The sequence below is a fragment of the Alistipes megaguti genome, from assembly GCF_944320325.1.
Lineage (GTDB): Bacteria > Bacteroidota > Bacteroidia > Bacteroidales > Rikenellaceae > Alistipes > Alistipes megaguti.
The window spans coordinates 25,880-38,631 of record NZ_CALUHA010000026.1; the positions used below are offsets into that span (position 1 = coordinate 25,880).

The window sequence follows — 12,752 nt, forward strand, 5'->3', positions numbered from 1 at the left end:
TAGACTATGCATTTCGCTTCACCCCATTATCTATGGCTGCTTGTGCTGCTCGTGCCGATGGTCGGCTACTACGTGTGGCGGACGCTGCAGGGCGGTGCGGCCATTCAGATCTCGACCGTCCGGGGCGTCGCGGGGGCTCCGCGCACGGTGCGCTACTACCTGCGGCATCTGCCCTTCGTGCTGCGCGCCGCGGCCTTTTCGCTGCTCATCGTGGCGCTGGCCCGGCCCCAGGATGTCGAAGAGAACGTCTCGACCAACACCGAGGGCATCGACATCATGCTGGCCATCGACGTCTCGGCCTCGATGCTGGCCCGCGACTTCCAGCCCGACCGCATCACGGCGGCCAAGGAGGTGGCCGGATCGTTCATCGCCGACCGCTACGGCGACCGCATCGGACTGGTGGCCTTCGCCGCCGAGGCCTTCACGCAGAGCCCGCTGACCACCGACCAGAGTACGCTGCAGACGCTGCTGGCGCGGATCCGCAGCGGCCTGATCGACGACAGCGGTACGGCCATCGGCAACGGTCTGGCCACGGCCATCAACCGCCTGCGCGAGAGCGACGCCAAGTCGAAGGTTGTCATCCTGCTGACCGACGGTGTGAACAACCGCGGACAGATCACCCCGATGACCGCCGCCGAGATTGCCCGGGCACAGAACATCCGCGTCTATACGATCGGAGTGGGTTCGATGGGTACGGCCCCCTATCCGGCCGTGGACATGTTCGGCAACATCACCTTCGTGCAGCAGAAGGTCGAGATCGACGAGAAGACCCTTCAGGCCATGGCCGAGATGACCGGCGGCAAGTATTTCCGTGCTACGGACAACGAAAAGCTCAAGGCTATCTACGACGAGATCAACCAGCTGGAGAAGAGCAAGGTCGAGGTTTTCGAACACGTCGCCTATCACGAACAGTTCCTCGGCTGGGTGCTGGGTGCGCTGGCCCTGCTGCTCGTGGAGTTCCTGTTGTCGAATCTCGTTCTGAAACGTATTCCGTAAAAAGCATCCGTCATGTTTCGTTTTGCCAATCCGCAATATCTCTGGCTCCTGGTCGTGCTGCCCGTGATGGTGGCGCTCTTCTGGCTTGCGGCCCGCAGCCGCCGCAAGCGGATCGCACGCTTCGGTCATCCCGACGTGCTGCAGGAGCTGATGCCCGAGGTCTCGACCGGCCGTGTCACGCTGCGCTTTCTGTTGCTGCTGGGGGCGGTTCTGTGTCTGATTCTGGCCGCGGCGCGTCCCCAGTTCGGGTCGAAACTCCGCGAGGAGAAGACCCAGGGGATTGAAATGATGCTCGTGGTCGACGTCTCGAATTCGATGCTGGCCGAGGATTTCGAACCCAACCGGCTCGAACGGACGAAATACGCCATCGGCAAACTCTTCGACGGCCTCGAGCAGGACCGTGTCGGGCTGGTGGTCTTCGCCGGCGAACCGAAGGTCCAGCTGCCGATCACCTCGGACTACCGCATGGCCAAGGCCTTTGCCCGGCGGATCGATCCCTCGCTGGTCTCCGAACAGGGCACGGCTATCGGCAAGGCCCTGGAGCAGGCTTTGCTGTCGTTCTCGGGCGACACGGAGCAGAACCACGGACGGGTCATCATCCTGATCACCGACGGTGAGAACCACGAGGACGACGCCCTGGCCGTGGCCGAACGGGCTGCCCAGCAGGGGGTGAAGATCTTCACGATCGGCATCGGCACCCCCGAGGGTGCGCCGATTCAGATCGACGGCGAGTTCATCAAGGACGAGAAGGGCGAAATGGTCGTCTCGAAGCTCAACGAGGAGATGCTGGCCAAGATCGCCGACATCACGGGCGGCGCCTATGTGCGCGCCACGAAGCAGTCGATCGGTCTGGACGAGATCGTCAAGGCGATCAACGACATGGAGCAGACCGAACTGTCGACCATCCGTTTCGAGGAGTTCAACGAGCAGTATCAGTACCTGCTCATCGCGGCGCTTGTCCTGCTGCTGGCCGAGTTTGTGATGCTCGACCGCCGCAATCCGCTGCTGGCCCATCTGAATATCTTCCGGGAGAAGAAGTAGTCCCGCACGAAAAGGGGGGAGTGCCACACACACATGCGCTGCGGCACTCCCTTTGTAGGTTACCATAAGCCGTAAAATCCGAAATCATGACCCTTACGGATACCCCTGCGGCCCGCATCGAGGCGTTGGCCGCCGCCCAGAAAGCCTGGTTCCGCACGGGCGCCACGCGCCCGGAGAAGTTCCGCCGCACGATGCTGCGCCGGCTCGATGCCGCTCTGGTCAACTGGGAGGATCGCCTGTGCGACGCCCTGTGGCAGGATCTGCACAAGTCGCACGAGGAGGCCATCCTCACCGAGCTGAGCATCATCCGCAGTGAAATCCGCCAGCATCTGCGCCACCTGCGCGAATGGATGCGTCCCGAGCGGCGACCGACCCCGATGAAGCTGCAGCCGGCGCGGAGCCGCATCGTGGCCGAACCGTTGGGACAGGCGCTGATCGTTGCACCGTGGAACTACCCCGTGCAGCTGCTGCTCAATCCGCTGGTGGGGGCCATCTCGGCGGGCTGTACCGCCGTGCTGAAGCCTTCGCCCCACACGCCGCACGTGGCCCGCGTGCTGGAGGGGCTGATTGCGGAGATCTTCGACGAGGAGTATGTGGCCGTGGTGCAGGGCGGACGCGAGGTCAACACGCAGCTCTTCGCCCTGCGCTGGGACGTGATCTTCTTCACGGGGAGCCCGGCCCTCGGACGCGTCGTGATGCGGGCCGCGGCGGAGCACCTCACTCCGGTAGTCCTCGAACTGGGCGGCAAGAGCCCCTGTATCGTCGATCGCGGGGCCGACCTGCGGATTGCGGCGCGGCGCATCGCCTGGGGGAAGAGCATCAATGCGGGTCAGACGTGCGTGGCTCCCGACTACATGCTGATCCACCGTACGCTGCGCGACGACTTTGTCCGGGCCTTTGCCGACGCCGTCAGACAGTTGCACGGCGAGGATCCCCGCCGCAGTCCGCACTATGCGCGGCTGGTCGACGAACGGGCCTACGAACGGGTGGCCGGTTACCTGACGCGGGGGCGGATCCTCTTCGGCGGAGAGACCGATGCCGCGGAACGCTACATCGCCCCGACGCTCTTGGGTGATGTCGATCCCGAATGGCCGGTCATGCAGGAGGAGATTTTCGGCCCGGTGCTGCCCGTATTGATCTTCGGGACGACGGACGAAGCGGTGGAGTTCGTCACGACGCGTGAGAAGCCTCTGGCACTCTATTATTTCGGTCCCGAGGAGACGGGACGGGAGATTCTGGCGCGCACGACCTCGGGCGGAGCCTGTCTGAACGATACGGTCATGCACATCGCCAACGATCATCTGCCGTTCGGCGGTGTGGGCAACTCGGGCATGGGACGTTATCACGGTCGGGAGAGTTTCGAGGCCTTTTCGCACCGGCGTTCGATGCTGGAGGTTTCAGGGCGCATCGACCTGCCTTTCCGCTATCCGCCCTACCGGCTCTTCCGCTGGGTGCGAAAGATGCTCTGATGCGTCTCTGCGGGGCGATCTCTGCGGGGCGATCTTTGCGGGGCGTTTTGGGGGCGGCGTTTTCCGCTCCGCCGAAGCGGTATGCGACATTGCCGCTGATGTATCCCGTGCGGGTGAATCCCGCCTCGGAGGCGTCGGCCTTGTTCAGTCGGTTGCGGAGCCCGGTCAGACGATCGACCGGAACCCTCCGCCCGGCCGGACGGGTTCTCTTTTGCCGGAAAGCGGTTGCCGGTTAGGGTGTTTGCCGGGGCGGAGTTTTGTGCGGATGTTTTTTTTGGTTACTTTTGCGTCGGAAACGTTGACCTGAACCTTTATGACTCCGAAGAAAGTATCTCCCCTTGCATGGGTCCCGACGGCCTACTTTGCCATGGGATTGCCCTTCATCATGCTCAGCCTGGTGGCCCCGATCATGTTCAATGATTTCGGGATCAGCGATGCGCAGGTGGCCTTCTGGACCTCGCTGCTGATTCTTCCGTGGTCGTTGAAGCCCTTCTGGAGTCCGCTGCTGGAGATGTACCGCACGAAGAAGTTCTTCGTCGTGGCGACGCAGTTGCTATCGGGCGTATCGCTGGCGCTGGTGGCCATGGCGCTTCCGCTGCCGAACTTCTTCCCCTATGTGGTGGCGATCATGGCGGTGCTGGCCTTCAGCGGCTCGACCCACGACATTGCCCTCGACGGCCTCTACATCCACGAACTCACCCCCACGCAGCAGGCACAGTACATCGGCTGGCAGGGGGCCTTCTACAACATTGCCAAGGTGACGGCCATGGGCGGTCTGGTCTATCTGGCGGGCGTTCTCGACGAACATTTCGGATCGCTCTACGCCTGGATGATCATCATGGGGGCGAGCGGAGCGCTGCTCTTCCTGCTGGGCATCTACCACCTGCGGATCCTCCCCTCGGGCGGAGCCGCCACGGTGCAGGCGGGGGGCAATCTGCGCTCGACGATGCGCGAGACGTGGAAGGTCTTCCGGCTCTTCTTCCGCAAACGCTACATCTGGATCTATATCGCGTGGATTGTCTTCTACCGCTTTGCCGAGGGGTTGGTCATCAAGATCGTGCCGCTGTTCCTCAAGTCGCCGATTGCCGACGAGGGGCTGGCGCTGACCAAGAGCCAGATCGGACTCTACTACGGCACGTTCGGAGTGGCGGCCTTCGTCATCGGGTCGATTCTCGGCGGATACTTCATCTCGTGGCGCGGACTGAAGCGGGCGCTCTTCCCGCTGTGCTGCATCTTCAACGTGCCGTTTGCGGTCTATGCGCTGCTGGCATGGCTGCAGCCCACCAATCCGGTGATGGTCTGCGCGGCGATCGTCTTCGAATATTTCAGCTACGGCTTCGGTTATGTCGGCCTGACGCTCTTCATCATGCAGCAGGTGGCACCCGGCAAACACCAGATGGCCCACTATGCCTTCGGTACGGCGCTGGCCAACCTCGGCGTGATGCTTCCGGGCATGATCAGCGGTGTGATCAGCGATGCCGTCGGCTATCGGGCCTTCTTCCTGTGGTCGCTGCTGGCCACGATCCCGGCCTTCATCCTCACGTGGGTGGTTCCTTTCTCGCACGACCCCGAAAAGGAGGCGCAGGTGCAGGCGGCCGAAGAGCAGGCATAGTCTCCGAGATACGGAAAACGTATGGCTACGGCCCGGAATCTGTTTCCGGGCCGTAGCTTTTTGGGGGGCATTATCGCCCGCCGTCTCCGCAGGGAGGAAAGAAGGGACCCCGCTGCCGGACTCTGTTGCCGAACTCTCCCCGTGTCTATTTGCCGAGGGGCTCGAAGGTCACGGCACACCCTCCGTCGGGGGCCATGACGATGCGCAGCGAATCGGCCGAGGTCAGCTGCCGCTCCTCGATGCGGTAGGCGGTGCGGAGCTCCGAGGCGGGGTCGTCGGCGTAGATGCGGGCCGTGTAGGTCACCCCGGGTCGGAGGAACCGGAGGGGCTGGACGACGGTCCGTGCCTCGGCATTGGTGCCGGCGCCGAGGAAGTAGCGTTCGCCGGCGCGGCGGGCCACGACGATCCAGTCGCCGATCTCGCCCTGCAGTGCCTCGGACCAGTCACAGTCGGCGTCGAAGTCGCGGAAGAAGCGGAAGGCCGGATGCCCCTCGTAGTTTTCGATCAGATCGGCGGCCATCTGCAGCGGCGAGTAGATGATCACCCAGTTGGCGATCTGGCGGGCGAGCGTCGTCTTGATCGAGCAGCGGGAGTTGTCGCCGTTCCACTGGATGCGTCCCGTATCGGCCTTGGCACGGTCGTAGTAGATGTCGAAGATGCCGGGCGTGTAGTCCATCGGGCCGCTCAGCAGCCGCACGAAGGGCAGCGTGCAGAGATACTCCGAAGAGTTGCCCTCGGACCAGGCGTTCCACTCCATGCCGCGGGCCCCTTCGCGGGTCATCATGTTGGGCCACGTGCGGCGGATGCCGGTCTCCTTGATCGGCTCGTGGGCGTCGAGCATGATGCCGTACCTGGCGGCCAGCTCCACGACGCGCTGGTAGTGCTGCACGCCGTACTGCGAATGGTGGAAGTATCCGTCCCTGAATCCGCCGGCATAACCCGTCTTGAGGGTGTGGATGCCCAGTTCGGCATAACGCTTCATGGCCCGTTCCATCTGAGCCTCGTAGTCGGGGATGTTGCCTCCGGTCTCGTTGTGCATCCAGAGTTCGACGCCCTTGTCACGTGCGTAGCGGGCGATGCGCTCCAGATCGAAATCGGCGTAGGGTTCCACGTAGTCGAACTGCTGGTTTCCGCCCCAGTTCTCCCAGCCGCGGTTCCAACCCTCGAACAGCACGCCCTGGATGTTGTTCGCGGCGGCGAAGTCGATGTGGCGCAGGGCATTCTTGGTCGTGGCGCCGTGGCGCGGGCCCTGGGTCCAGACCTGCGTGCCGAGGTGCATGCCCCACCAGACGCCGACGTACTTCTGGGGCCGGATCCACGAGGTGTCGTCGATCTTTGAGGGCTCGTTCAGATTCAGGATCAGCGCCGAATTGATCAGATCGACGGCCCGGCGGCCGATCTGCAACGTCCGCCACGGGGTGACGAAACACCCCTTGACGCGGGCCTTCACGCCGTCGGGCAGCGGGGCCAGTTCGGCCTTGAACGAGAGCGGATCCTCGCGCAGCAGATGCATCTCGGGGAAGTCGTAGAGCGCCGCCTCGTGGATCGAACCGTAGAGTTCGCCGAGGTGGAACGTGAAGGGGGTGTTGGCCCGTTCGACGGCCGACAGAGGCTGCTCGCGATAGGGGAGTTCGTAGGTTTCATAGCTGCCGTCGATGCTCCACGAGAGGCCGTCCTGTGCAAAGCGGAGTGTCGTGTGTTCGTCGGTGATTCGGAGCGAGTCGGCCGGCGTGCGGTATTCGTAGCGGAATCCCAGTCCGTCGTCGAACAGACGCACGCGCACGGTGAGTGCGACCCCTTCGGGATTCTGCATCGTCACGGCCGTTTCGTTGTGATGGTCGCGGATCCGGCGGTTTTCGCCCCAGGGCTGTGTCCAGGTCACGTCGAGCGACTGCCGCTCGACGTGTTCGACCGTAAATCCCGAGGCAAGGTTGAGGCCGTCGGCCTCGAGCCCCAGCCGCGGGGCTTCGAGAAGCGGGCTCCCGTCGACGTCGATCCTTAGGGCGGGGACTCCCCGCTCGTCGAGCGAGAGTTGAGCCCGGATGCGGCCGTCGGGCGAAGTGACGGAGGTGTCGTGCGAGCAGGACGAGAGGGCGACGGCAGCGCCGAGCATCGCCTGCAGAAGCGTCTTTTTCTTCATGTCGTGGCTGGTTAAGGGTCCGTTGGGCTTTGGCGCGTTCGGAAGACCGGATCCGCCGTTTTCGGAGTCGTCTGTCCGGACGCTTTACAAAGGTAGTAAAATGGGCGGATCGGACAAAACGCTTCCGGGCTTTGGATTCGGTTTTATTTCGTAACGGGACAGGGCGATTTTGCGCTTTCGGGTTCTGGATGAAACGAAGGAATGACTTTTTGTCCACAAACTGCCTCAGAAGCCCTTTTGGATGGCTTTTTTACCCGGGTCCCGGAGCGACTGATTTTGCTATTTCCAAATTAAACATATAACTTTAAAGCGACAACACCAGATTTTGCCTATTGCCAAATCCTAAAAAACAGTTTGTCGGGACTTTCGCACCCTCTGACGGCCGACAAACATGCCGACTGGTCGGGTTTCGAATCCATCCGGTCGCTGTGGTTCAAGGAGCTTTAAATTCAATAATCTAATAATCAATTATTTACAAGCTACAAGAGATGAACAGGAAGTTGATTCTGTCTGTGGCGGCGGTACTGCTGGCCTGCAGCCCGTTGCAAGCCGAGCAGATCTGGCCCTTCTCGCGCAAGAAAAAGAAGATGGAGCAGACCGAGAAGGCCGACTCCGTGAAAAAGGAGGACAAGTTCGACAAGGCGGTCAAGGGGGCCCAGAAGGGTTCGGGCCTGTTTGACTACTACGTGACCAGGAAGGGCGAACTGCTGCTGGCCATTACGCCGCGCAACCTGAAGGGCAGCTATCTGCTGGCCAACCGGGTTTCGGAGATCAGTCAGAATACCAATTTTGTCGCCGGGCAGATGCTGGGTGAACCCTTCATGATCCGCTTTTCGGCCGATACGTCGAACGTCTACCTGCACAAGGTGAACCACTGGGCACGGGTGGCACCGAACGACCCGATCGAGCGTTCGTTCCGCCGCAACGTGCAGGATCCCATCACACGGACCTTCAAGATCAAGGCGAGCCGCAACGATACGCTGCTCATTGACGTGACGTCGTTCTTCGTTTCGAACGACAAGCTGCTGACGCCGATCCGTCAGAGCCCGATGGTCCCGGGCGAGATGCGAGCGACGTACGACGCCTCGGGATCGAAGCTCAAGGAGGTGAAGGTCTTCGAGAAGAACCTCGAGATTACGAGCATCCTGAACTATTCGACCGAATCGAACGGCTATACGGTGACCGTTCGGCGCTCGATTCTCGAGCTGCCCGAGGAGCCGATGAAGATCCGCTACCAGGACAACCGGGTGGGTTACTTCAGCTCGAAGTTCTACACCTACACCTCGTCGGAGGACAAGCTTCTCACGCATGCGATGATCCACCGCTGGCGCGTGGAGCCCAAGGAGGGCGAGTGGGAGAAGTACTACCGCGGCGAACCGGTCGAACCGGCCCAAAAGATTGTCTTCTACGTCGACAGCGCCTTCCCCGACAAGTGGCGCGATGCGGTCAAGCAGGGCATCGAGGACTGGAACCAGGCCTTCGAGGCGGCCGGCTTCAAGAACGTGGTCGAGGCGCGTGACTATCCCGACGATCCGTCGTTCGATCCGGACGATATCCGCTACAACTGCATCCGCTATGCCGTGACGGACGTGGCCAATGCCATGGGCCCGAGCTACACGGACCCGCGGACGGGCGAAATTCTGGTGGCCGACGTGATCTGGTATCACAACGTCATCTCGCTGGTTCACAACTGGCGTTTCGCCCAGACGAGCGCCGCCGATCCACGAGTGCGCAAGAAGGTCTTCGACGATGACGTGATGCGCGAGTCGCTGCGTTACGTGGCCGCCCACGAGGTGGGCCATACGCTGGGACTGATGCACAACATGGGAGCCAGCTATGCCTTCCCGGTGGATTCGCTGCGCAGCCCGTCGTTCACGCAGAAGTACGGTACGACCCCCTCGATCATGGACTACGCCCGCAACAACTACATTGCCCAGCGGGGTGATTTCGAACGGGGCGTACGGATGGTTCCGCCCGTGATCGGCGTCTACGACATCCACGCCATCAACTGGGGCTACCGCATCTTCGAGCAGACGCGCGATGCGGAGGAGGAGCTTCCGCTGCTCAACGCGCTGATCGCCGCACACAACGACGATCCGATGTACGAGTTCGGCGCACAGCAGATCTTCCTGACGCGCGACCCGACCGACCAGTCGGAGGATCTGGGCAACGACCACATCAAGGCCGGCAACTACGGCGTTGAGAACTGCAAGTATATCATTGCGAATCTCTGCCGGTGGTTTGCCGAGGAGAATCGTGACTACAAGGAGATCCAGTCGATGTATTCGGCCGTGATCGGACAGTATACGCGTTATCTGATGCATGTGATGCCCTGCCTGGGCGGCGTGGTGTACAAGGATCTGGTACAGGACGGCCGTCCGCTGCGTGCGATGAGCTACCTGCCGCGCGAGCGTCAGAAGGCGGCCATGGATTGGCTGGTGGAGCAGGTGCTCACGGCGCGGTCGTGGCTGCTGCCGCAGGAGATGATGGACAAGCTGGGCCAGCCGTCGACGATTCTTGACAATGCGGCAGCCAGCGTGGCCAACAAGATCTTCAGTCCGGCGACGCTGGGCGGCATCTATCAGGGCGAGCGTTCGGGTCAGGAGAATATCTACCGTGTGGACACTTACCTGAGCGATGCCTATAAGACGGTCTTCGCTTCGGCTCTCCGGGGAGGTTCGCTGTCCATCGAGGAGATGAACCTGCAGGGAGCGGCCGTTGCGGCGCTGCTCAAGAACAGCGGTCTGACGGGCCCCTCGGGTACGGAGCTGCAGCTGAGCGCCTATGTCGACGGAACGGCTGCGGAAGACGAGTCGATGGCCGCCCTGGCCCGGATGGCCGACGAGGCGCTGCCTCCGTTCATCTGCAACCACCCGGAGTGCAACCACGATCATGCGGCTTCGGCGGGCGAGATCTCCTATTACCGCCACGACATGAAGGGTCCGGCCCTTTCGATGCAGGTCGGGCAGCCGCTCTATACGGCCACGCTGCGCCGCGTGCTGAACCTCTACCGCCAGCGTCGCGGATCGGGCGACAGCCGTACGCGCGATTTCTACGCCTACCAGATTCTGAAGATCGAGTCGGCCTTCGAGAATGTGAAATAAGCGATAATGATTCCCTAAAAAAGTCAGGTTATGAAAAAGGTGAAATTTCTGACCCCGGTGCTGGTCCTTGCGGCACTGGCATTCGTCGGCTGCAGCAGCGACGATAACAAGGATGTGGCGCCGGCGGCAACCCGTCTTGAACTCAAGGATCCGGCCCAGGTGGCCCTCACCTTCCCGGCTACGCGCCAGAAGCAGACGATCGAGATCTTGACCGATGCCGCGGTTTCGGAGATCCGGGTTTCGCAGGTCAAGGCTTCGGCCGACGAGGCCGATGCCGGCTGGTGCATCGTGAAGGTGGAGAGTGCTTCGGAGATCTCGGTCGAGGCCGGCGACAACAACGGTACGGCATTCCGCACGGCCACGTATGCCATCCAGGCGGGGTCGCTCACGCCGGTTGAGTTTACCGTGAAGCAGGACTTCATTGAGCCGGAGAATACCGAAATGTCGATTTCGCTGGCTGCGGATTCGTATGGTTCCTATACGTTCATGGCACCGGCCGCGGGCGGTGACGTGTCGATAACGACGGTGACCACCACGGCCCATCAGTGGACGGCCGTATTCTGCGACTGGAGAGGTGATCCGGTTGAAAATGAGGAAGACCTCCCGGCCTATTGCACGATCAAGACCCCTTCGGGCGCAAGCGGCGAGGCGTTGATTCTCACTTTCCAGCCCAATGCGGCATTTTCGATGCAGAGTGGTGCGATGGTCAAGATTTCGTCGGGGAATGCGGAGCCCTTCGTGATCCATGTCAATCAGGATATGCCTCTGGCGACATCGGCGATCGTTATGGATGCGGATTGTACCGAGGTGTATCAGTCTCCCCATGCAGTCTCGTTCCAGAAGGATGCATCCACAGCCTCCAAGCTGGTGTTTGGTGTGGAAGCCAATGGTAGCTGTGAGGTGAAGTTTGTCGAGGTCGGCACGACGACCGAAGTTTCGGAGCCGTGGCTTGACTCCCAGTATCGTGGTGTAGATAGGATCTGGACTGTTTATCCCTCCTCGGCGAATGAGACCGGTTCGGACCGTTCGCTGGATGTCCTGCTGACGGGTCAGAACGGAGTCGAGCTCTTCCGTCTGAAGGTGACGCAGGCCGGAGCCTGATGTCTGGACGCAATGCATGAAAAAAACGGGACGAACCTCTGGGGATCGTCCCGTTTTTGTTGTCAGCCCTCCGTGGCGACCTCTGCAGCCCGGGAGGTGAGCTCTTCCCGGACAGCGGCTTCAGAGCAGCAGCAGGAAGAGGATCGGAATGGTAATGCCGGCCGCCAGACGAACATCTCTCCATGCACGGCGTAACCTGCATGGAGGAGCTCAAACTCCCCATGCTGCTCTATGCCTACACCGGCCGGCAGCGTTACCTCGACCTGGATGGCCTGCCGTCCCACGCACGAAACGGATTGCTGCTCGGGGAATGTCCACCGCCTCATGCCCAATTCCGTCACCTGCATGTGGCTGCGCGGCCGGGAGGGAGCCATTGTTGCAGCCCTCTACGGGCCTTCGGCCGGGGAGTTCGACTTCCCGACGGCCGCATCCGGCTGCATCTCGGCATGGAACCCGCCGGGGCCTGGAACTACGCCCTTTGCCCCGAGACGGGATGTAAACCGAAGGTTGTCCGTACGCAGACCGCAGCACAGGTCGGCTATCCCTTCGATCGGGAGTCGGTGCCGGTGAAGGTCCGCGTTCCGGTCAAACGGATCGACTGGATGCTGGAAGAGGGCCGTTATACGCCGCGGTTGCCCGAAGGCGGAAAGGCCCGCGCCATTTCGGACGACATCGAATATCTCGAACTGATTCCCTACGGGTGTACCGAACTCCGGCTGACGGTCTTCCCCGTTGTCGAATGATCTTGCTCTCCCTTCCTCTCTCGTGAGGGAGTTCTTTGGAGACGTCCGCATTCGTTCCATGGAGGTGGAATGGACCCTGAAAACGAAAAACCGCGTCAAACTTTCGTCTGACGCGGCTCATGGTGCCCAGGACAAGGACCGATTCGTGCAAACTGATGCAAATGGCTGAATTTTAGATTATTTTATAACTATTTGTTTTATAGTATTTTAAAATTCAAACGAGTGGATATTGACCTTTTCTGTTTTAGGAATTTTTCATCAATGCGGACACGGTGCGGACACGGATTTGTTGCAGTATTCAAATATAAATATTTGCAAAGCATCAAAAGGTGAGTCTATGGCAAAAGTCACGTATGTATTGGCTCAGGGGGCGAACAGTGCCGGGGAGTCTCAGATCAATTTTCGGGTCTACATTTCGCGGGAACTGCGTTTGCGCGTGCCGTCGGGCATCTGGATCGACCGCAAACGCTGGGGCAAGAAGAACGACATCAACATTCCGAATATCCCGGGCGAGGAGCGGAACGCTCTGCTGTCCAAGCGGGCGAA

At 61.2% G+C, this 12,752-nt stretch carries 8 protein-coding genes and 1 pseudogene; 8 read left to right on the top strand and 1 reads right to left on the bottom strand.

The genetic code is table 11. The features are described 5' to 3' along the window. Positions 1 to 6 precede the first annotated feature (6 nt). The 4 genes from PUQ42_RS07710 (at position 7) to PUQ42_RS07725 (ending at position 5,118) form a co-directional block, all read left to right on the top strand. Positions 7 to 996: a vWA domain-containing protein gene (locus tag PUQ42_RS07710; RefSeq protein WP_087309608.1), complete on the top strand. Its 990-nt coding sequence runs from the start codon at positions 7 to 9 to the stop codon at positions 994 to 996. A gap of 12 nt (positions 997 to 1,008) precedes the next feature. After that, a complete protein-coding gene (locus PUQ42_RS07715) occupies positions 1,009 to 2,037 on the top strand; it encodes a vWA domain-containing protein (protein ID WP_122120065.1) in 1,029 nt (342 codons plus the stop codon). An 86-nt stretch (positions 2,038 to 2,123) separates the two neighbouring features. Further along, a complete protein-coding gene (locus tag PUQ42_RS07720) occupies positions 2,124 to 3,506 on the top strand; it encodes an aldehyde dehydrogenase (RefSeq protein WP_273372594.1) in 1,383 nt (460 codons plus the stop codon). Positions 3,507 to 3,819: 313 nt separating this feature from the next. Continuing rightward, a complete protein-coding gene (locus tag PUQ42_RS07725; RefSeq protein ID WP_273372598.1) occupies positions 3,820 to 5,118 on the top strand; it encodes an MFS transporter in 1,299 nt (432 codons plus the stop codon). Between the two features lie 145 nt (positions 5,119 to 5,263). On the opposite strand, the gene PUQ42_RS07730 is transcribed toward PUQ42_RS07725, so the two are convergent. After that, a complete protein-coding gene (locus PUQ42_RS07730; RefSeq protein WP_273372601.1) occupies positions 5,264 to 7,258 on the bottom strand; it encodes a glycoside hydrolase family 97 protein in 1,995 nt (664 codons plus the stop codon). A gap of 488 nt (positions 7,259 to 7,746) precedes the next feature. Between PUQ42_RS07730 and PUQ42_RS07735 the strand changes: the two genes are divergently transcribed. From PUQ42_RS07735 to PUQ42_RS07750, 4 genes and pseudogenes are all read left to right on the top strand, one after another. After that, positions 7,747 to 10,362, top strand: coding sequence for a zinc-dependent metalloprotease (locus tag PUQ42_RS07735; protein ID WP_273372604.1), 2,616 nt, complete (start codon positions 7,747 to 7,749; stop codon positions 10,360 to 10,362). 30 nt (positions 10,363 to 10,392) lie between these two features. Continuing rightward, positions 10,393 to 11,463 (top strand): BACON domain-containing protein, encoded by a 1,071-nt coding sequence (locus tag PUQ42_RS07740; protein WP_273372607.1) that lies wholly within the window; start codon positions 10,393 to 10,395, stop codon positions 11,461 to 11,463. A gap of 182 nt (positions 11,464 to 11,645) precedes the next feature. After that, entirely contained in the window at positions 11,646 to 12,206 is a 561-nt protein-coding gene (locus PUQ42_RS07745) for a hypothetical protein (protein WP_273372610.1), read from the top strand. Between the two features lie 337 nt (positions 12,207 to 12,543). Continuing rightward, positions 12,544 to 12,752, top strand: a pseudogene (locus PUQ42_RS07750) (site-specific integrase); the annotation flags it as partial.

Excerpts from the sequence above, each read along its gene's own strand:
- PUQ42_RS07725 (WP_273372598.1), top strand. The coding sequence starts at position 3,820 with ATGACTCCGAAGAAAGTATCTCCCCTTGCATGGGTCCCGACGGCCTAC.
- PUQ42_RS07720 (WP_273372594.1), top strand. The coding sequence starts at position 2,124 with ATGACCCTTACGGATACCCCTGCGGCCCGCATCGAGGCGTTGGCCGCC.
- PUQ42_RS07715 (WP_122120065.1), top strand. The coding sequence starts at position 1,009 with ATGTTTCGTTTTGCCAATCCGCAATATCTCTGGCTCCTGGTCGTGCTG.
- PUQ42_RS07710 (WP_087309608.1), top strand. The coding sequence starts at position 7 with ATGCATTTCGCTTCACCCCATTATCTATGGCTGCTTGTGCTGCTCGTG.
- PUQ42_RS07745 (WP_273372610.1), top strand. The coding sequence starts at position 11,646 with ATGCACGGCGTAACCTGCATGGAGGAGCTCAAACTCCCCATGCTGCTC.
- PUQ42_RS07730 (WP_273372601.1), bottom strand. The coding sequence starts at position 7,258 with ATGAAGAAAAAGACGCTTCTGCAGGCGATGCTCGGCGCTGCCGTCGCC.
- PUQ42_RS07735 (WP_273372604.1), top strand. The coding sequence starts at position 7,747 with ATGAACAGGAAGTTGATTCTGTCTGTGGCGGCGGTACTGCTGGCCTGC.
- PUQ42_RS07740 (WP_273372607.1), top strand. The coding sequence starts at position 10,393 with ATGAAAAAGGTGAAATTTCTGACCCCGGTGCTGGTCCTTGCGGCACTG.